Origin of the sequence: Dyadobacter sp. 32, from assembly GCF_902506755.1 — a bacterium.
GTDB lineage: Bacteria > Bacteroidota > Bacteroidia > Cytophagales > Spirosomataceae > Dyadobacter.
In genome coordinates this window covers 45,261-66,916 of record NZ_LR735258.1, presented here as the reverse complement: position 1 = coordinate 66,916, position 21,656 = coordinate 45,261, and the positions used below count along the sequence as shown (strand labels likewise).

Annotated in this window: 14 protein-coding genes; 9 read left to right on the top strand and 5 right to left on the bottom strand. The window is 45.7% G+C overall.

The genetic code is table 11. From position 1 onward, the window contains the following. The first annotated feature begins 16 nt into the window (after nt 1-16). The 4 genes from DYADSP32_RS00235 to DYADSP32_RS00220 all read left to right on the top strand — a co-directional run bounded on the left by DYADSP32_RS00235 (nt 17) and on the right by DYADSP32_RS00220 (nt 5,528). A complete protein-coding gene (locus DYADSP32_RS00235) occupies nt 17-1,852 on the top strand; it encodes a RagB/SusD family nutrient uptake outer membrane protein (RefSeq protein WP_149244579.1) in 1,836 nt (611 codons plus the stop codon). 27 nt (nt 1,853-1,879) lie between these two features. Continuing rightward, complete coding sequence (locus DYADSP32_RS00230; RefSeq protein WP_149244580.1) at nt 1,880-2,947, top strand: DUF5017 domain-containing protein; 1,068 nt, start codon at nt 1,880-1,882, stop codon at nt 2,945-2,947. Between the two features lie 53 nt (nt 2,948-3,000). After that, complete coding sequence (locus DYADSP32_RS00225; RefSeq protein ID WP_149244581.1) at nt 3,001-4,167, top strand: hypothetical protein; 1,167 nt, start codon at nt 3,001-3,003, stop codon at nt 4,165-4,167. 263 nt (nt 4,168-4,430) lie between these two features. Beyond that, complete coding sequence (locus tag DYADSP32_RS00220) at nt 4,431-5,528, top strand: amidohydrolase family protein (protein WP_149244582.1); 1,098 nt, start codon at nt 4,431-4,433, stop codon at nt 5,526-5,528. Nucleotides 5,529-6,013: 485 nt separating this feature from the next. On the opposite strand, the gene DYADSP32_RS00215 is transcribed toward DYADSP32_RS00220, so the two are convergent. Together DYADSP32_RS00215 and DYADSP32_RS00210 are read right to left on the bottom strand one after the other, a co-directional pair. Then, the gene (locus tag DYADSP32_RS00215; RefSeq protein ID WP_149244583.1) at nt 6,014-6,754 is read right to left on the bottom strand and encodes a tRNA threonylcarbamoyladenosine dehydratase; all 741 of its coding nucleotides are present in this window, start codon (nt 6,752-6,754) and stop codon (nt 6,014-6,016) included. Beyond that, nucleotides 6,755-7,399 carry a TatD family hydrolase gene (locus tag DYADSP32_RS00210; RefSeq protein WP_149244584.1) on the bottom strand — a complete coding sequence of 215 codons (645 nt, stop codon included), beginning with the start codon at nt 7,397-7,399 and terminating at the stop codon, nt 6,755-6,757. Nucleotides 7,400-7,960: 561 nt separating this feature from the next. On the opposite strand from DYADSP32_RS00210, the gene DYADSP32_RS00205 reads away from it, so the two are divergent. From DYADSP32_RS00205 to DYADSP32_RS00185, 5 genes are all read left to right on the top strand, one after another. Next, nucleotides 7,961-10,393 carry a phosphocholine-specific phospholipase C gene (locus tag DYADSP32_RS00205; protein ID WP_149244585.1) on the top strand — a complete coding sequence of 811 codons (2,433 nt, stop codon included), beginning with the start codon at nt 7,961-7,963 and terminating at the stop codon, nt 10,391-10,393. Nucleotides 10,394-10,495: 102 nt separating this feature from the next. Next, on the top strand, nt 10,496-11,854 hold the full coding sequence (locus DYADSP32_RS00200; RefSeq protein ID WP_149244586.1) for an acyl-CoA dehydrogenase family protein: 1,359 nt from the start codon (nt 10,496-10,498) through the stop codon (nt 11,852-11,854). Between the two features lie 93 nt (nt 11,855-11,947). Further along, nucleotides 11,948-12,814: an endonuclease/exonuclease/phosphatase family protein gene (locus DYADSP32_RS00195; protein WP_149244587.1), complete on the top strand. Its 867-nt coding sequence runs from the start codon at nt 11,948-11,950 to the stop codon at nt 12,812-12,814. A gap of 158 nt (nt 12,815-12,972) precedes the next feature. Next, nucleotides 12,973-13,251, top strand: a complete 279-nt coding sequence (locus tag DYADSP32_RS00190) for a hypothetical protein (protein WP_149244588.1) — start codon at nt 12,973-12,975, stop codon at nt 13,249-13,251. Between the two features lie 69 nt (nt 13,252-13,320). After that, nucleotides 13,321-14,076: an MBL fold metallo-hydrolase gene (locus DYADSP32_RS00185; protein WP_149244589.1), complete on the top strand. Its 756-nt coding sequence runs from the start codon at nt 13,321-13,323 to the stop codon at nt 14,074-14,076. A 99-nt stretch (nt 14,077-14,175) separates the two neighbouring features. Here the strand turns inward: DYADSP32_RS00185 and DYADSP32_RS00180 are convergent, their stop codons facing one another. The 3 genes from DYADSP32_RS00180 to DYADSP32_RS00170 all read right to left on the bottom strand — a co-directional run bounded on the left by DYADSP32_RS00180 (nt 14,176) and on the right by DYADSP32_RS00170 (nt 20,756). Continuing rightward, complete coding sequence (locus tag DYADSP32_RS00180; protein ID WP_149244590.1) at nt 14,176-15,549, bottom strand: neutral/alkaline non-lysosomal ceramidase N-terminal domain-containing protein; 1,374 nt, start codon at nt 15,547-15,549, stop codon at nt 14,176-14,178. 183 nt (nt 15,550-15,732) lie between these two features. Continuing rightward, nucleotides 15,733-17,505 (bottom strand): RagB/SusD family nutrient uptake outer membrane protein, encoded by a 1,773-nt coding sequence (locus DYADSP32_RS00175; protein ID WP_149244591.1) that lies wholly within the window; start codon nt 17,503-17,505, stop codon nt 15,733-15,735. 38 nt (nt 17,506-17,543) lie between these two features. Beyond that, nucleotides 17,544-20,756, bottom strand: a complete 3,213-nt coding sequence (locus tag DYADSP32_RS00170; RefSeq protein ID WP_414617385.1) for a SusC/RagA family TonB-linked outer membrane protein — start codon at nt 20,754-20,756, stop codon at nt 17,544-17,546. Nucleotides 20,757-21,656 lie beyond the last annotated feature (900 nt).

Below are 21,656 nucleotides of genomic sequence, written 5' to 3'. Positions count from 1 at the left end.
TTAAAATACAATTGAAATGAAAATAAAATATTATATACTGGCTCTGCTGTTTACGATCAGCATCAGCTCCTGCGAGAAGTTCCTTGATACCGAGCCAACGGATTTCCTGAGTCCTTCCAATTATTACGAAACCGAACAACAGCTGCAATATGCCCGCGCCGGTGTCTATAGTATTCTGGGGAATAATGCCATTTATGGCAACAACAGCAATTATCTGCTGGCATGGTCGGCAGATGAAGGGTACATGAACCGTGCCACGCTGACTACCGGACCATGGAACTACTTTTATTCCACCGCTGACCAATACAACGCTGCGTACTGGGCCAACTTGTATAATGGTATCAACCGTGCCAATGTTCTTTTGGCAAATCTGGATAAAAATCCGACAATCCCTCAGGAGAAGCGCGATGTGATTCGAGGCGAGACACTTTTCCTGAGAGGTTTTTTCTACTTTATGCTGGTTCAGTATTACGGTGGTGTACCTATCCGTACAGAGCCAACCATTTCTGTAGAGGATGTAGATATCCCCAAAGCAACGGTCAGGGCGGTGTACGATCAGATTTTAGCGGATATGACGCAGGCCGAGCCACTGGTTCCAGGCATTCAGACCCTGGGTTTCGGTGGTGCCATCAGCAAATCGGCAGTGCGCGGCTTGCTCGCAAGAGTAAACCTCACCATGGCTGGCAGTCCGCTAAAGGATGTGAGCCGATACCCGGAGGCAAAAAAATGGGCGAAAATGATCATAGATGATGCTGCCGCTGCGCACGCTTTGAATCCAAGTTATCCTCAGATTTTCAAAAACCTGGCAAGCGACAAATACGATATCAAGGAAAGTATCTGGGAAATTGAATTCTGGGGAAACCTTACCGATGAATACACAGAAACTACCAATCAGGGTTGGATCAATGGTCCTGCTTCCCTGGTAACCTCGGCGACGGGTCGGGCAGACTCGTATATGAGTATCACTGCCAAATTCTATAATATTTTCGAGCCTGGCGACCTCCGTAAATGGTTCAGCATAGCTCATTTTGCCTATGCAAATACTTCGGTGAATGGAGAAAAAACCATGGCTGCTCTCCCGGCAACAGAACTGGCCAAATATGCCCTAAGACCCGCTAAATGGCGCCGGGAGTATGAAACACTGCTTCCGAAGTCGGCCACCCGTACTCCTCAGAACGTTCCGGTGCTGAGATATACAGATGTGTTGCTGATGTACGCAGAAGCCGAAAATGCAATCAGCGGCCCTACTCCTGAGATCATTGGGATTATTAATAGTGTAAGGCAAAGAAGCTGGTCCAGCGGTGTTAATAGCATACAGGTAACCAGTCCGGGCAGCGGATACACCAGCGCGCCTACGGTAACGTTTACCGGCGGTGGATCAGGCGCCGCTGCAACAGCTACGATAAATGCAGCAGGGCAAATCACGGGAATCAACCTGACCCGCGACCTGGCCGGTGTTACATTTTTCACGGAGGGTAAATATACCTCAGCACCGGTTGTAACGATTACCGGCGGGGGTGGCACAGGTGCAACAGCCGTGGCAAAAATCAACAGTTTGACGGAAGCCAACCTGAAAACCGCGCAAACTGCATCCAAAGAAAGCCTGCTGGCCGCTATTCAGGATGAAAGAATGAGAGAATTTAATTATGAAGGATTGAGAAAAGCAGATCTGCTTCGCTGGGGTATTTTCCTGCAGACCAACAGGGATATGGGCAATACGGCACAGCAGGATGCGCCAGGCCAGTTCTATGTAAGGTACTATACCAATGTAAGTGAAAGAGATTTGTTATCCCCAATTCCCACCAGTGAAATGACAGTAAACCAGGGCATCGAACAAAATCCAGGTTGGTAAATCATTGAGCGCTTAAAAATTAATATTATGAAAATCACAAAATATATAGCCGGCCTGAGCCTGTTTTTTCTCCTGTCATGTGAGAAAGAACTGCTAGTGAAGCAAACCCCGGATTTCGAAGTAACCACCACCGCTACCACCTACAAGGTCGGCCAGGAAGTGGTGTTCAAATTTACCGGCGAGGCCGATATGATCTCGTTCTATTCAGGGCAGGTCTATAACGACTACAATTTCAGGGAAGGGCGTGTAATGCAATTCAATCCGGAAGGAGCCAATCTGTCTTTTACCAGTAGCGTACAGGGTGGTACGCAGGCCAACCAATTGACCGTGCTTGCCTCTTCCAACTTCGATGGCAATTACAGCAGTCTCGCTAGTGTAAAAGCAGCAACCTGGACGGATATTACCTCCCGGTTCAATCTCGGCACTACGGCAACATTTCTTGCGTCAACCAGCAAGAGTATTTCCGACCTGCTCGTGACCGGTAAGCCGATTTATATTGCCTTTAGATATGCAACCAAACCCCAGGCTGTAAACGGCCTGGCACGAACCTGGATGATACAAGGGTTTACGGTAACCAGCAATACGGGGCTGAACAATGTAAACCCTATTCTTAAAGATCAGCCCTATGCTGCATTCACCATCGTGCAGGAGGATTCAGTAAATACGCCTTCGCGGTCTTCTTTGACATCCACCAGAGTGACCCTTCTGGGTAATGTGTACAAAGATCCGAAAGATCCGATTTTCGATCCGGCCAATCCGATATTTGACCCCCAAAACCCGATTTACGATCCAACAAGTGTACTTTATGATCGGACGGCCGTAAGGCCCACTTACGTGCCCTATGATCCGACAAGTCCTTACAATGACCCTGCCAGGGAAATATGGGCTGTGAGCAAACCAATCAACACAGACAAGGTGGATCTGGGCCCCGACTGGTCGATCCCGGTACGTGGAATACGTAACCCAAAGGCGCTCGAGTATCGCTATACGTATACCACAGCTGGCACCTATAAAGTTTACTTTGTCGCGTCCAGCAATACGAAGGATGACAAAAAAGAGGTTGTAAAAGAATTGAACATTACTATTGAACCATAAAAAAATCGGTTAACTTATCGTGCTATTTCTAACCCCTTAATTTTGATAAAACAATGGCATTAAGTGACTTTACCAGGAGAGGTTTTATGGCAGGTCTGTCGGCAACATCTCTCACGACACTCATTTCCAGTGCATTTTCTACCACTGCAAGGGCTGGACTAACAGTCGTCGAAAAGGACGTGAGGCCAGTTCAGGCCGGCACGGCGGATAAGACCTGGCTGGAAATCAATGGTAAAATTTACGGTGCCAAACCTGACAAAACCGGCCCGATCGGAGGTGGGGAAGGTTATAAACATGCAATCTCGAAAGGTGATTTTGAGCCACGCGACGCGGAATCACTCATCGACGCCCTGGCTCAGGTGAAAAAAGGTCAGGTGATTTTTATTCCGGCAGAAACGGAAATCGATCTGACAACGCTGATATACGTTGAAAAACTCATTCTCAATATTCCAGAAGGCGTAACATTGGCCGGTGACCGTGGGCATCAAGGTTCTAAGGGAGCACTGCTTACCAGCGACGCACTGGAAACACCGGTAATGATGCGAATTTTGGGACCTGATGTGCGCATTACGGGACTAAGAATTCAGGGCCCCAATCCAAAGCGCTATGTAGATCATCATACCCGAGCCTTTGCGAAGGATGGAAAAGGAAGGGATTATTATTACAAATTTCCGGTATCCAGTTGTATTCAGACCAATTACGACAGACTTGAGGTGGATAACTGTGACTTATCCGCTTTTACGAGAGCACTCATGCTGGATAAAGGAAACGGTCACCATATCCATCACTGCTTTATCCATAAATGCCAGTATAAAGGACTCGGTTATGGTATCACACATGACCACTCTTCTTCGCTCATCGAGTATAACCTGCTCGATAGCAACCGGCACTCCATAGCCGGAACGGGACGTCCCGGTTGTGGCTACATAGCCCGGCATAACGTGGAATTGGGTACATCACTCAGTCATTGCTTCGATATGCATGGTGGTCGGGACAGGAAGGATGGTACCACCATCGCAGGTACCAATATTGAGATTTACAACAACACCTTTCGAAGTACGGAAAGGGCTGTGGGTATTCGGGGAGTTCCTGAGGAAAAATGTGTGATTTACAACAACTGGATCGTGAAACAGCCGGATGCCAAAAAGGCGGTGCTGGCCGAAGAAAAAACCTCCGTTTACGACAACGTTTATGGAGAAAGTCCGAGCAAACCTGGATAACAGGCTGACCTCCAGGCATTAGGGAACTGCCGCGTAGTATGTGAAAATATGAATGAACAGATTCAAAACCAGGGCCAAAATCGTGCCCTGGTTTTTTTTGCAATCTACATCCCGTATTCAGCTCCAGGATATTTTCACCAGCCATACTAATTCCACAATTATTCACACCTCAGACGAAAGTCCGTCGCGAAAATAGACGTCCTTTTTGCTATTAATCCGGTATTAGGTTGTATACATGATTATCATTTGGCTCATCAGACAACATGACTTTTACCAGAAGAAACTTTATCAAACAATCACTGGCAGGTGTGGCCCTCACAGGACTCCACAAGTTTTCTGAAGCAGATGGCTTCTATGCCCTCGATGACTTTGCCAAAGTGCCTAAAATAGATATTCATTTCCATCTAAACATAGCAAGCAATACGTTTCCGGAATTTGGAAAATCTCTGAATTTTCATCTGGTGAATGTCAACGTAGCAGCTGGACGCCCTCTTAAAGAGCAATTCGAAATCGCTAAAATCATGAAAAAGAGATTTCCCGGCACGATGGACTTTCTGGGGGCATTTTCTGTGGCCGATTTTGGCAAACCCGGTTTTGCAGCCAACACGATTTCATATATTAAAGAAAATGTCCAGGCAGGAGCACTTGGCTTTAAGGTTTGGAAAAACATTGGCATGGTCCTTAAAAACGATCTGGGTAAGTTTGTGATGGTGGATGATCCAGGTTTTACACCGATATTTAACTATCTGGAGCAACACCAGATACCTGTCATGGGTCACCTGGGAGAGCCCAAAAACTGCTGGCTTCCATTGGATCAGATCACCCTGGCCTCGGATCTTCGCTATTACACGCGTCATCCTGAGTATCATATGTACAAGCATCCGGAAGCACCTTCGTACGAATCTCTGATTGCTGCCACTGAAAATTTACTCACCCGTCACCCCAAGCTCAAATATGTAGGCACCCACCTGGCGAGCCTGGAATGGAGTGTGGATGAAATGGCGAATCATCTGGAACGCCATCCCAATATGATGCTCGATGTGGCAGCAAGAATGGATCATTTGCAATATCAGTCTGTACAGGATAAAGCGCGTGTAGCTGGTTTTCTCACGAAATATCAGGACCGCGTTATGTACGGATCGGATACAACGATTGGAACCGACAATGATGCTACCCCTGAAACGAAAGACATTTTACACAAAAAATGGCTCAATGACTGGGGTTATCTGGCAACGGACAGTGTCATTTTCGAAAACATGAAAATCGGTGACTCACAAAGGGTCGTGACGGGCTTGAAACTACCCAAAGCAGTGTTAAACAAGATTTACAGGGAAAATGCCCAGCGGTTTTTTAAGATTTAACTAGTAAAACGCCCGCACGGGGTGCTCTATATTTAATCAACACATAGGCACATAGGCCACATAGTTTTTCACGATCAACTGGACTGGCAGGCCCACCTTAGTCTTATCCGGAAACAACTTCTTTGTTGTCTCGGTGCCTTATATGTTTGATTGTTATTTGATGAGTAAAAACAACCATGTATCTCAAATATATGCGGCTGACAATATTCGTGAAACACATAGGCAGATTGGGCACGTAAGAGTACCACGCCTCTATGTTTTCTCTGTGCCTATGTTTTTCATAACCAAGTTGGCTATTGTTGCCCTTGCTCGATGGACATTAGTGTTTAATTGTTATGCGGTTCTAGTCAAATTAAATACCTGACAGACAAAAAAATTTATGCATATGTGGGCGAACCGAAATTCATCCATTTAAATATATGATAGCCGGTTTCTGATTTGAAGTAATTTACTTTGTTGTCAAGCAGATTTCAGGATATGCAGATCTAAGCCTCCTCTACCACATCTCCGATCAAATCCCTGATTACCACAGAAGCACAGACTGCCCCAAAAGTTGCTGGCAGATACGACATGGTTCCATATGCTGATTTTTTATAATTGCTCCCGTCCGTGAGTATTAAGGATTCCTTTAACTGCTCCTCTGTGGAAAAAACAGCCTTGATCCCCTTTCTGATCCCTTCCTTTTTCAGGTTTTTTCTGATCTGCTGGGCAAAGTTGCAATTGTATGTTTTGGAAATATCCACCACTTTCAGCATGGTAGGATCCATTCTTCCACCCGCGCCCATAGAGCTCACAATGCGCATACTTCGCTGATATGCCTCCTTTAAAAAGGTGATTTTTGGGGTGATACTGTCAATAGCGTCAACAATGTAATCATAGGAATGGGCCGCCAGAATCTCGGCTACGGCATCCGGGTTGATAAAAGTCTTGATCACATGCAAGGTCAATTCAGGATTGATGGCTTTGAGCCGTGCTGCCATGATATCCGCCTTGCTTTCGCCATGATTTGTAGCGAGCGCTGGAAGCTGCCTGTTTCTGTTGGTGGGGTCTACGGTATCTCCATCCACAATGGTCATTGTCCCCACTCCATTTCTGCAAATAAACTCAGCAGCAAAAGATCCAACCCCGCCGAGGCCAATCACCAGTACATGTGCTTTACTGAGCCTGAATATTTTATCCTTCCCAATCAATAATTCTGTCCGCGATAACCAGGAGAAATCTTCCATTTAGTTGCCAAATACTTTTAAGAAATTTGTTTCAATCTGCAAAACAATCTCTTTTTCCGCAATTCCCCTTAAAAGTGCCGCTGATTTGTACACTTCACCAATGCCTATTTCCGAGTCGTCCGTTTCTAGAAACATTCTATCCATCGGAACGGCCCTGAAAGTTTCATGAACAGCCTGGTTGAAATTAACGATCGATTGGCCAAATGAAAAATAATATCCCATGTCAATAGCACGACGAACGATGGATGATTTGTTGTTGATGCCGTGAAATATAACGGGCACCGTCACCTGTTTCAACTCAAAAAGCACCTCTTCGAAAGATTTAACACAATGGATGACAATGGGTTTTTGCAGCTTCTGCGCAAGCGAAATCTGTGCCTGAAAGGCCGAAAGCTGCAAGGCCCCGCTTGTAGTCGTGAGCTTATCAAGACCGCACTCACCAATGGCAATCACCTCATGCTTTGATGCATTATCAATAAGGCTGGCCAGCTGATGCTCCCAGTCTTCTTCTTTCAAATACCAGGGATGTAAACCCATACTGACTTTACGACTCACCAGTTCCTGACTGAAATTTACGGATATGTTTTCAACACTGAGCACCTCTGCCTGTTGTTCCCGATGGTGTGTGTGCATGTTGTAGTACATGGCAGGTCATATTAGTGTGAGAAAGTTTACGGCCGAACGTCATTCCGGCACCTTCTGGTTTGATAACAACAAAGGTCGTTAATTACCTGTTTAGCCACAATTAAACTGGTGATGCGCATCCGACAGAGGTACTGTCACTTCAATTTGATGCTGCTACTCAACTCAATATCATTCTCTACCTTAACAGGATAGATAGGTAATGATTACCTTTTCTTTAATATTCACAATCATTGGCCAGATTGCACACCTGGGAGATGGATAAACTTATTCTGCCGAATGATAATTAAATGGCTGTTTCCAGTAATGCAATTATACATTTAGGTGAAATTATTGTTAACAGTGCCGTCTGTCGCAAAACTATATGATCCAATAAATTATCTTGCTGTTTAATTACCTATCTCGGCTGGTATAAGGTGCCAATAGCCTGAACTTAAACGGCTATGGGCCGAAAATATTAAAAATGATGATCTGAAGAGACCCAAATTGAAATACAACAAGTATTGTTAAAAACGAGCCAATACTCCTTAGCAAACCTCACCACCTATAATTATCTCAAACCCAATGGAAACAAGACGAGACTTCCTCAAAAAAGCATCCATTTTCACCAGTGCACTGGGATTGGCGAGTGTCATGCCCGACTCAATTCAAAGAGCTTTCGCAATCAATCCCGCGGAGGGCAGCACTTATCTGGATGCAGAACACATTGTGTTTTTAATGCAGGAAAACCGTTCTTTCGATCATGCCATTGGTACACTCAAAGGGGTTCGTGGGTTCAACGACCCAAGAGCCATCCGGTTGCCCAACAACCACCCCGTGTGGCTGCAGAGCAACAAAAAAGGAGAAACCTACGCACCCTTCCGTTTTAATATCAAGGAAACCAACGCTACCTGGATGCGCGACCTGCCCCATGGCTGGCCCGATCAGGTAGATGCAATGAACAAGGGTAATATGAACGGGTGGCTTGATGCAAAACGGTCAAAGATCAAGGAATATGCCGATATGCCACTCACCATGGGCTATTACACAAGGGAGGATATTCCGTTTTACTACAATCTGGCCGACAGCTTTACGGTTTGTGATCATCACTTTTGTTCTTCACTGACCGGCACCAGTCCCAACCGCTGTTTTTTTTGGACAGGTAAGATACGCCAGGAACAAAACGAAACGTCCAAACCCCATATATCCAATGGTGATATCGACGGCCCGGAGCGACTCTCCTGGCGTACTTTTCCTGAAAAACTATCAGGTCATGGCGTAGATTGGCGCATTTATCAGAATGAGTTGAGCGTTGGTGTTGGATTTGAGGGAGAGGAAGGACGCTGGCTGGCCAATTTTACCGATAACGACATGGAATTTTTTAAGCAGTATCATGTAAAACGCCACCCGGAACATCTCCCTCATCTACGAAAAGAGAAGGCAGCATTGGAAAAGCAATTGCTTGACAAACCGGATCCAAAAATTGAGGCAAGACTGGATTCTACCATTAAAGAAATTGCCTTCCTGGAAGCAAACACCTTGGCAACATTAACGCCTGAACAGCGTGATTTACACCAACGGGCATTTACGATTAACCGTAATGACCCCGATTACCATAGTCTGGAAACCATCACCTATGACGACAATGGGACACAGCGATCTGCACAAATCCCCAAAGGTGATGTGCTGCATCAGTTCAGGGAAGATGTAAATGCGGGTAAGTTACCTACTGTTTCGTGGCTCGTGGCGCCGTCCAACTTTTCAGACCACGCGGGCACGCCATGGTATGGTGCCTGGTATCTTTCGGAAGCCATTGACATCCTCACTAAAAACCCGGAAGTGTGGAAAAAAACAATTTTTATCCTCACATACGATGAGAACGATGGTTATTTTGATCATCTTACTCCGTTCGGAACGCCTAATCCCAAGGATCCATCGACGGGCATGGTTTCCAGATCGTTGGATATTTCTTCCGAATATGTCAAAAAGGGTTTGACGTCTCGTGAAAACAGCATCGGACTGGGCTTCCGCGTACCCATGATGGTGGTATCACCCTGGTCTCGTGGCGGTTATGTAAATTCTCAGGTTTTTGACCATACATCATCCATACAATTTCTTGAACATTTTCTGAGCCATAAAACAGGTGAAACAATTTACGAAGAGAACATATCATCCTGGCGAAGAAGTCTATGCGGAGATCTCACATCGGTATTCAGGCCATACAATGGTGAACAAATACCAGTCCCGAAGGCCATAGAACGTATTCCGTTCATTGAAGGAATACATAAAGCCAAATTCGCCAAAGTCACAGATGATTTCAATCGCTTTGATGATGCAATGATCGCGGAGGCAGTCAAAGAGGGTAAAAGCAACTTTTTCCCAAAACAGGAAAAGGGAATAAAACCCGCCAATACGATTCCATACGAAACGTATGCTAATGGTGCACTGGGTACGGATCAGCAATTCGCTATCAGCTTCGCGTCAGGGACTCAATTTTTCGCCAAAGCATCGAGTGGTATTGGCTTTAATGCGTATGCCCCCGGCGGTAAAACATGGGCATTCACAGTGGGTGCTGGCGAAGGGCTAACTTACAACTGGCCTCTCAGTGGATTTGAAAACCAGCAGTATGACCTGAAAGTGTACAGTGTAAATGGATTTTACAGGCATTTTATGGGCAATGAAAGTGATCCCAAAATACAGATAGAGCTCCATTATCAAACGGGGAATAGCAAGAAAATAGCGGATGGAAACATTTACCTTCTGTTTAAAAGGCTGGCGGGTACCGACTCACTTGCCTTCACACTCACCGATAATGCCTATGGAAGAAAAGTCCAGAAGGTATTGATGTCTGCAAAAGAACAATTGGTGGTTGTTCCGGTAAATCTGACACAAAGCCACGGATGGTATGATTTAACTGTGAAAGTCAAAGGACATGAAGCTTACAGTCAACAATTTGCCGGCCACGTGGAGCATGCAAAACAAAGTTTTACCGACCCATTGATGGGTGAGATGGTGTGAGGCCCTAAATACCCACCAGCCCGGCAAGAATCCATACACAAACAGAGAGATTTGACAACTCAAGGCCTTCTAAGATGAAACACATTCTAATTTCAAACACGAATGGGCATCTTTGATACATTTTCTCAATTACGTATATTTCTTAAGAATATAGACCTCGCTGCGGTTAATCGCCTGGCTCAGAAGGTGGACCTGAACAAGCTAATGGGCGCTGTATCAAAAATGAGCGATGAGGATCTCTCCAAAATGCTTAAAATGATGCAAGCCGGTGCGGGTCGAAAGAAAACCCCTCCGGCAGTCAATGGCGATTTTTACGAACTCACCAGAACCCTCACACCCGAAGACCGTGAAATCCAGATGAAAGTCCGCAATTTCATGGAGACTGAAATAAAGCCCATTGCCAACGATTATTGGAACAAAGCGCATTTCCCGATGCATATTATTCCTCTAATGGCTAAGCTGGACATATGTGGCCTCACCTACAAAGGCTACGGATGCGCCGGGAGATCCTCCCTCCTCGAAGGCTTTATAGCCATGGAAATGGCCCGGATCGACTCTTCGATTTCTACATTTTTCGGCGTGCATAGTGGATTGGCCATGGGATCCATTTACTTATGTGGATCTGAGGAACAGAAACAATATTGGCTGCCCATGATGCAACGGATGGAAATCATCGGTGCCTTTGGTCTTACGGAGCCCGAAGTAGGGTCGGCTGCGGCCGGCGGACTCACTACCACCTGCCAGCGTGTGGGCGATGAATGGATATTGAATGGTCAGAAAAAATGGATAGGTAATGCTACATTTTCTGACATCACGATCATCTGGGCGCGTAATCCGGCAGACAACCAGGTTAAAGGTTTTATTGTAAGAAAAGACAACCCTGGCTTCAAGGCAGTCAAAATGGAAGACAAAATGGCATTGCGTTCTGTCCAGAATGCCGTTATCACGCTCACGGATTGTAAGGTCAGCGAATCCGATAGACTGCAGAATGCCAATTCATTTAAAGACACGGCAAATGTCCTGCGCATGACCCGGGCAGGTGTAGCATGGCAGGCGGTGGGCTGTGGACGTGGTGCTTACGAACTGGCCCTGAAATATACCCTGGAAAGAAAACAGTTCGGCAGACCCATCGCCAGTTTCCAGCTTGTACAGGATCTGCTCGTTACCATGCTGGGTGATCTGACAGCCATGCAGACCATGGTATACAGATTGTCGCAGCTTACCGACGAAGGTGAAATCACAGACGAGCATGCCTCCCTGGCCAAGGTATTTTGTACCCTGAGAATGCGCTCAATTGTAGACCATGCCCGGGAACTGTTTGGAGGAAACGGAATCCTGCTCGAATACGATATTGCCCGTTTTGTGGCCGATGCCGAAGCCATTTATTCCTATGAAGGAACCAAAGAAATCAACTCCCTGATCGTGGGGCGTGCGATTACAGGAGAAAGTGCTTTTGTGTGAAACAAATCTGAGGGTATACAAAAGCTGCATTTGCTTTAAGCAGGGTAATGATTTTAATAAATATTTCTTTAAGTCAGGTATAAAAAATCGATTATGAAAATGTTGAATAAAACAGCACTCTCCCGTGCCGTGATGGTATTTGCAGCCATCCTATCGGTCGCCGCGGCGATGGCACAGAACATGCGTGTGATGTCCTATAATGTGCGCTATAAAAATACGATTGATAGCATTAACGGCTGGGAGTTCAGGAAGGGAAATGTAGTGGGGCTTATCAAATATCACAAAGTGGATATATTTGGCACACAGGAGGGTAATACCGAGCAGCTCGCCGATCTGGAAAAAAGCCTGCCCGAATTTAAATGGTATGGCGTACCGAGAGTTGCCGGTAAGAACGGGGAGTTTACTGCCATATTTTATATTAAAGAACGTTACACACTGCTTGATTCCGGGACTTTTTGGTTTTCAGAAACCCCCTTCGTAAAAGAAAGTAAAAGTTGGGACGCCATGTACCCGCGCATAGCCTCCTGGTGTAAATTCAAAGACAAAAAATCGGGACAGGTGTTCTTCCTTTTTAACACTCATTTCGATCACCGGGGTGAGATTGCCCGACAAAAAAGTGCCGAAATCATCCGCCAGCAAGTGGAGCTGATTGCCAAAAAAGCACCTGTTATTGTAACGGGAGACTTTAATAGCGTGGAAACCTCCAAGGCCTATAAAACCATCGTAGAGGGAGGGCAGCTGAAAGACGCGTTACACATTAGCGAAACGCCCCATTATGGCCCGGTAAATACATCCAGTGGGTTTGCAGTGAGTTCCAAACCCATCAGAGCGCGAATTGATTTCATATTTGTCAACGACAAGGTAAAGGTATTGCAGCACGCTACCATAACCGATCAGCAGGAAGCGCGCTACTATTCCGATCATTTGCCGGTGGTGGCAGAAGTGAAGCTGGTGAAGTAAGGGATGGTTTGGCAAAAAAATACCAACGTCCCGGACCTAACATCATGGCCTCCATTATTTTTAGTTTTAACTGGACAGCAGGATGTAAATGATAAGTTTTGGGTATCTGGTGGAACGGAAATTGTATCGATTATGCTGTTAAAGAAATATAAATACACATGGCGGCTACACAATTAACCGGCCTGCAAAAGCGGGCAGAAAAATACATCAACAGGATAATCAGTCATCAAAAATCACCTGGCGATATGATACGGGGTAATTTCATTGGATTCGACAAAATTTCCAATGATCGGGCGGTGATACAATTGTCAAACGCTGCGGATCGGATAACCCTACCCTTGATGTATGTGGTAAGCTATTTCGAGGAAATAGACGAGGCCAAACGCGAAGAACTTAGAAGCAATGAAAACCGGTCAAGGCCTGGTTATAATCCTTGATGAAGTGTACCTATTAACTAAAGTACGGATGTATAGTCCATTTTGATACAATCATAAAACAGGCTGATTATGAAACACTTACTCCCTTTACTGTTTATGTTCCTTGGCGCTGTTTCCCATGCGCAACTCCCGGCTACTGACGATATCAAAACATCGAAAGGCCCTCTGAAAATTCAGCCACTCAATCACGCCACGCTCGCACTTTCCTGGAACGGTAAAACGATTTATGCAGATCCATACCAGGGAACAAAAACATTTCAGGGCATAGCTACCCCTGACCTGATCCTGATCACAGATATTCATGGAGACCATTTTGATGTGGCTACACTTGACGCGCTTGATCTTTCGCATGCCATATTGATTGCACCGCAGGCAGTAGTTGATAAAATGTCAGATGTATTGAAATCAAAAACGGTGGTACTCAATAATGGGCAAACCATCAGTAAACTCGACATTTCCATCACAGCTATACCGATGTACAATCTTCCTGAGACAGCGGACGCCAAGCATACCAAAGGCAGGGGCAATGGTTATGTACTAAAAATGGGAGGTAAAACCATCTACATCAGCGGAGATACAGCAGGAGTACCGGAAATGAGGGCGCTAAAAAATATCGATGTAGCCTTCGTTTGTATGAATCTGCCTTATACGATGGACGTGCCTGAGGCGGCTTCCGCAGTTCTTGATTTTAAGCCTAAAATTGTATACCCTTACCACTATCGCGGCGCAGGTGGACTTAGTGATACCGAAAACTTCAAAAAACTGGTAAACACTTCCAATGCGTCGATTGATGTTCGTCTGCGGAATTGGTATACTATAAAGTGATTGTAAAAGAGAAATATCAAAGGTTAAATGTGTTGACCCCTGAGATTTTCAGTTTCATCAGCAATGGCTGTGGATAATGAAGCTAATGTTGGCGAAATGCTAAGGTCTAAGACCGACCTGCTCGGCCAGACGAATTATTTCCTGAATAATCCTGGATTCAATGTCCGCTCTCCAGGGGGTAGAAAAGATGGGCGACCGGCTACCTTCGTAGCCGCCTTCCACGATAATTCTGGCCGATGGGACGTATTCCATGACATCGTTGGAGTAGCCCATCACAAATAGTTGCTTTCCAAAAATTCTTTTTAACTGTATCGCATAGTCAACCACGATTTCTCCTCCCAGGGTAATCACAGCCTGTTCTCCCAGCCTCCATACCTGGACCGGATAAGGGTAACTGCTCGGGAGCGTTTCACCCTTGTCGAGTTGTGCACGCAACAACTTCGCCTTGTTAATGATCCATGGCGCATTGGTTTTGGTATCATCGATCATTTTATCCAGTTCTTGCCGGGTGGGAACTGGATTGGCAAATTTCAATTCTGTTTCAGAATAGGAAGTCATCAGGTTCGAGGTCAAGGACTTCATATCCGACTCTAGCACCCTTTCTACTGCGACAGCCAATTCGGAGCCATATTGCTTCGCCAGCGGAACCGACCTTCTGGGCAATGGATTCTGGTCACCGCCTGCTCCCTGAAAAAACGATGCAACTACTCCCGGATACATTTTTTCTAACATGGTCTGCGCATAACCAGGGTAGTCGGCGGATATTTGATAGCTGCCGAGTACTGTGGCGTGACAGGCATAACCAAATAGAATAGCAACAATTTTCCCCTTCATGTCAACGGCTTTGATTACGGGAACCGCATGATCCGAAGGCCCCTTAAGCTCTGTTGCCTGTGCAATAAGTGATTCTGTGTTATTCCTGCGATTGACCGCAAACCGGGCGACCCCATTGCCGGAGTACAGCCTCACAGGTTGTATTGTGCCAAAGGCATCGGCTACCAGCCTAACAATTTGTGTCTTTAATTTTTCCGTGTAGTTTTCAACCGTTTTTTGTTCTGCAGCGTTGATTTCAAAACGCAACGGTTCAAGAACCACAGCCGGCCCCGAATGTGTATGCGAAATATTCAGAATGATTTGTGCCCTTTCTAATCCCATTCGCAAGGCAAGTTCGTCCCTGATCGGGTCCGAAATGTACTTCGGTATATTGATTAGATCAGCTGTTACGATCACAGCTTTTCTCCCATTTTTATCCACCAGAGCAATTGCTTTCGCATAAAGGTCTGAGAGTATATCTTCTGATGCATGATCCCGGAAAGCGTAACCGCCCATCCAGATGGATCCGGAAGGTGTGATCTTCACTTTTGATACGCCAACCATCCAACTAAGGGAATCTACGGGTGTCAACGCATCTTCATTTGCACTCAATACTTTGATGGAGACAAATAACAGGATAGCGATCAAATAGGTTCTCATAACTTTTGGAGTGTTTTTCAGGGTGGAGGCAAGAGCATTTTAAGGTATAAAGAATGATGATTGGCAGGTTCTACCGGAGTGAAACCTGATTTACGCAGTAGCCGGATAAGCATTTCCGCCATACTGCACCACGCAAGTTTGCATGGCCGTATGACGGAAAATTCAACGAGTTTAGATAACCGGCTATTCTATGGTTTCTAGCGGTGGTTTGTTGGCTTGCGCGCCTGCGTATCCCTGGTTCTGATTGATTCTGCCCAGGGAGTTGGCATTGATAATCAGATCACTGATTGGCCACTGAAAGTGATAAGGCTGAATATTTGGATTTTGGCCCAGACTATTTACCTCTGTTGACCTCAGATAAAAATCGTTGAGCTTACTCACCCGGTCATAAAACCAGTTTTTTTGGTGAATTGTACTCAGTGAATAGCCCATTTCACCGCGTTTGGCCAGGATATAGGAAACACGGTTCAGCTCATTCTGTCGGGGCACCTCGGCAAACAACTCTCTTGCACTTTCATCAAATATATAATCCAGTGTAACATTGGCTGCCGTAACCGGCACAGCTCCTGCCCGCTGACGAACCGTATTGATATCTTTAGCTGCATTTTCCTTTTGGCCCAACCAGTAATAAGCTTCAGCTCTAAGCAGATAGGTTTCTGCCAAACGGAATATATACCAGTCACCATTACTACCCAACGGTTGCCCTGTCTGACCCGGTTTTTTGGGAACGTACGTTTTGTAAAACGGCATCGGGAAAATACGCGCCCAGTATTCAGTCGGATTATCCATATTCCTGTAATCGAACGGCTGACGATACTGCACCGATGCCGGGTTGTTGTAACGCAGTTCTTCACGGTCATACCAGTTGATATTGGCTCTTCTGAGATCGGTAGTGGTTTTATAATCCTTTCCGGCCTCATTCCAGATGCGGTAGCTGTGCCAGTCGCTGAGCGCCACGTCGCAGTTGCCGCGACCCAGAGAATCGTAAAGGGTACCACTATCTATCATGCCCGGTTTTCCGGTTCTGTCTTTTGCATTGACCCCATTGTACCAGGCACAATGATACACGCGCATGGTAAACAAGCCCGCCGAACGGGCAGTGGCTGGTGCTTCCCAACGGTCTACAAATGCGAGGATGGTTTCTGTATTTACAGGTAGATTTTTATTGTCCGGACGGTGTAAATCCCAAATCACATTCTTGTTCGGATCGGAGGCATCCTGGCCGAAGCGGGCCGTCATGAGTTTGTAGGGACCATTGATCACTTTGTTGGCCGATTCTACAGCTTTATCGAACTCAAGATTGGCCAGATAAATTTTTGTTAAAAGATGATTGGCAGCCCCCTTGGATGGAGCACCTGCACCGGGCGCAACGGGCAACCATTCTGCTGCGAATTCAGTGTCCTCTTTTATTTTTTTCAGTATAGCCCATCGGCTATGCGTGTTGAAATCCAGCCTGGCACCCTTTACTTCTTCCTTAATAAAAGGCAGATCGCCGTAATTTCCGATCAGACGATAGTACCAGTAAGAGCGGTGCCATAGGGCTTCTGCCAAAATTACATTGCGATCCTTTTCGGTCTCCCAGGTAATGGCATCGATGCGACTGATGATGGTGTTGGCATTTTTTACCATCTGAAAAATATCGTTAATCTGATTGACAAATTGCTGATATTGATCTGAATTAGGCGTAAGTGCACGAAAATCAAGTTGTAGCCACGGTGCGCCGGCTTCTGATGCAGCCCATTGATGCGCCATAAAATTCTTTTGCCCAGTCTGTTCGCGGGTGAGGTCTTTTCTCATGGTAATCAGCAGTGACTGATAACCCTGCTTGTTTACGAAAATATTTTCCGGTGTGAAAAAGGACTCAGGCTTAGGTTCGAGAAATTTTTCGGAACAAGAGGAGAAGATCAGTGCCAGTGCCAGGCTTAGTACCCAGCGAAATTTCTTTTTATTTTCCATTTTGAAAACGTTTGGAATTATTGAGTTAAAATCAAAGGTTATAAGGACACATTTACGCCGATTGTGAATGTTCTCGGCATCGGATCCAGTGAGAAATTTGCCGGATTCATTCCGGTTTCAGGATCCCAGCCCGGCCATTTGGTGAATGTGGCTAAATTGCGCACCGAGCCAAAAACCCTTGCACTTTTAAGCTTGGCAGCGCTTATCAAGGTAGCGGGAATGTTATAAGAAAGAGAAACATCCTGAATCCTTACGAAAGAGGCAGATTTATGCGGCATGACGCCCCCACCAAACGGTGCCACATTGTTGTTCAGTCTTGGATAATCGTTGCTGCGGTTGTCGGCAGTCCAGTAAGGATAGTTGGCACTGTTGGTCCTGTCGAACGTAGACCAGCCCTGCACCGACTGTATGAAGCTCCTGATATGGCCCAGGTCTGCACGTATGAATATGGATGCTGTGAAATTTTTAAGAAAATCGATGTCATTGCGAAAACCCAGATTGTAACGTGGGTTTTTGAAACCGATAAACCGCTTATCCTGTAATGCCTCGAGGGTTCCGTTATCGTTTACATCCACAGCCTTAAGGTCACCTGGCTTCAGATTGTAGCGCTTGGCCTGCTCTGCCTCTTCCACTTGCCACACGCCCTGGATGTCGTAGTTCCATACCACGTCAATGGGCTTGCCAATGAACCATCCGTTGGTCACATCCGGCACCTCTCCATACTGTGTCTGGCCTTCCAGAACATAATCGCCCATTTGCCCGAAAAGGGTCTTGATTCTGTTTCTATTCAGAGAAAAGTTCACGTTCGACCGCCAGGTAATATTGGGATTACGCACATTGGTGGAACCCAGTGTGAATTCAAAGCCTCTGTTACCCAACGCACCAATGTTGGTGGTCACAAACTCAAAACCGGTCACCCGGGGTAGCGAGCGCCTCACCAGCAAGTTGCGGGTAGTGGCATCGTAGGCGTCGATCGTCATGGTAACCCGGTTGCCAAAAAGCCCTAGGTCGATTCCAATATTGGATGATGCCGTTTCCTCCCATTTCAATCCCGGATTGGATAGCGAGGACGTATAGATGCCAATCTGGGTATTTGCACCGTCATAGTACTGTACCGAGTTCATCTGAGAGAAAGCGGCGTACGGACCTATGTCCCGGTTTCCGTTTTTACCCCAGCTTAATCTTAACTTTAACTCATTAATTTTCTCAAATTTAAAAAAACCTTCGTTGGAAATTTTCCAGGCAAATGCCGCCGCAGGAAATACAGCACGTGGATTTTCCTGGCCAAATGCACTGAATCCATCTCGTCTTACCGAAGCGGTAAAAAGGTATTTGTCCAGTAACGAATAGTTGATTCTTGCCATCATCCCATCACCAGAATAACGGATATCGTCTGTGACTATGGAAGGTTTACCACCAAACTGCATGCCGTGATATCCCAGTCCCGAACTGGGTGCAAAAGCCTCGTTGGTCGTAATTTCTCTCCAGGACTTGAAATTTTCGGCGTTGTAAAGCAAGGTTACATCAAAATTATGTATCCCTATTTTTTTGTTCCATTTCAAAAGGTTGTCGATCATCCATTCCGACCGGCTAAAATCTTCACGTGTGGCATAACCACCACTGCGCGTGTCACCACCTACAAGGGTTTGAGGAGACCAATAGTTAAAATCTCTTGCATACTCAATTCGGGGTTGGTATGACAAACGATACGTGATACCAAAAGGCAGTGCCACCGAGGCGTACATGGACGCGAAAACACTATTGATAACCCGCGACCGATCCTGGCCGTAAGTGTTCAACAGCGGGTTTGCACCGCCCACATATCCATGCGGGAACCATGCCAGAGAGCCGTCGGAATTGTACATTTTAGAATAAGGACTTGTAGTGTACATGCCATTCAGGTTGGCTGCAACGGCACTTTCGTCGCGGTTGGAATACTGTGCATTCACTCCGGCGTTCAACCACTTTGTTATCTTAAAATCCACATTTAGCCTCGAACGGAGAGCGGAGTAATTGTCACCCAGAATGATTCCTTCATTGTCCAGGTATCCGATGGACCAATAATAAGACACATTGTCTGTTCCGCCACCCACACTTATATCGTATTCCTGCCTTTTGGCCTTTTGAAATACCTCTTTAACCCAGTCGATACTCTCCCCGGCCATGTACGCGTCTACTTCTGTCGGGAAGAAGTTGAGCCTGCTGATCCATTCGCGACTATTGTCTGCGTTGGGGTTGTTTGCCGCTGCACGCCACTGGTCCAGGGTAACACCCTGTGGCAACTGGTCTGGACTAAACCAGTAGTAATCTGGTTGGGTGAGGCCAAGGGTACGAAAAAAGTCTCTCCGAAAATCAAGGTATCCCTGTTTATCTCGAGCGCCGAATTTCGTGTTGAGTGCCTCGGAGATACCAAACTTTGTAGAAAAATTAATCGTCGGCTTGCCGGATTGTCCCTTATTGGTCGTAATGAGAATTACGCCATTGGCCGCGCGAGCACCATAAATGGCCGTGGAGCTGGCATCTTTAAGGATGTCCATTGTCTCAATGTCCGTCGAATTGATGTCCTTAAGATCGCCGTTGAAAATAACGCCGTCAAGAATGATCATGGGCGAGGTTGAAGCATTTAATGAGTTGACGCCCCTGATTTCCATTGAACTTCCACCAGCAGCCGAGTTCCCCTGGTTAGCCTGAAAACCCGCGATGGTCCCGGCCAGTACATCGGTAATCTGGGTAACAGACTGGTTTTTAAAAGTGCTTGCATTGACGCGCGCAACAGAACCGGTAAGATCACTCTTTTTTGCAGTACCGTAACCAATTACAACCATTTCATCCAGCACTTTACTGTCGGATACCAATTGAATGTCGATAACAGACTGGTTTCTGACAGTGAGTTCTTTAGATACATAGCCCACATAGGAAAACATCAGAATTGCCTCATTGTCAGGCACGTCTAGGGCGTACTTACCCTCACCATCGGTCAGCGTTCCTGTTTGAGTACCTTTTAGCAGGATGCTCACGCCTGGAAGTGCTTCGCCTTTTTCGTCCGTGACTTTTCCGGTTACTTTGATCAGTCCGACGTGAATAGAGGTTGACGCGACTTCACCTCTGTGTTTGAAGGGGTTGGCTTCCAATCCCTGGGAGAAGAACCCAGAGGCTGTTATGGCCATAGACACACCCAGGAGGAAGGGTAGCCTTTTTGTGCGTTTAACCGACAACGAATCGGTAGGTTTTAATAGAATCTTTGCATTCATTTGGGGTGATTAAGGTTTAGTGTTATAAAATTTATACATTGGTAAGCAGGTAAATCGTAGAGCAAATAACTATTGGATACTAATCTGGCTTCATGATGTGTGCCATTTATCTCATTTCCGTTGGAGCGCCGATCCAGGATTAGGAATGTATAAAACCTCCCGCTTTTGGGAACTCATTTGCTAAGGGACGCCGGAATCTATGAATTTTAGCGATCATGTTACTGTCAGCAAAAAATCAGAAGTGAACTTAAACGGTTACGTACCCGACTGCAAATACAGGAATTGTGTACGTAACCGTAAATATATGCGGAAATTGAAATATTAAAAATTTAATTCTGTATAAATAACAATTCAAAATACAAAATATTTTAGTTGTCGGCTTGACCACTTTAAAATATGGTAATATATCCAATAAGCAATATAATTATACAATGACGGGTTGAAAGTAGCAAGGGATTACAATTATATACAGGTGCTATTCGGCCACCCACCTGGATCAGAGGGCTAGGGACACATGAGTATAGCCATTCGCCACTATGCTAAGCCCGAATTGACGGAATTGAGGCATATCGGAATAGTGGCAATGGTTTTCGGTAAAAGAAACGAAAAAGGTAACAGAAAAAAACTGTGTCCAACGGAAAAAATGCCCAGAATGAAGGGAGGGATTCTTATGCTTTGATTTGCCTGAATAGACCATGAACGATGATTCATCTTGAGAGGGGCCATACAGACCAGGCACTAAGGAATGGTACTAAATAGTGTCAGGCATATCGATTGCGTGAAGTGATGATCGTTTACAAAAATGGTATTCGTTTTGATTGCAAAATACCCTCTTAATTATTTTAGAATTACCCATAACCTCAGTTGAGGTGGCAATGGCTCAACAGATGTATCTCCTGA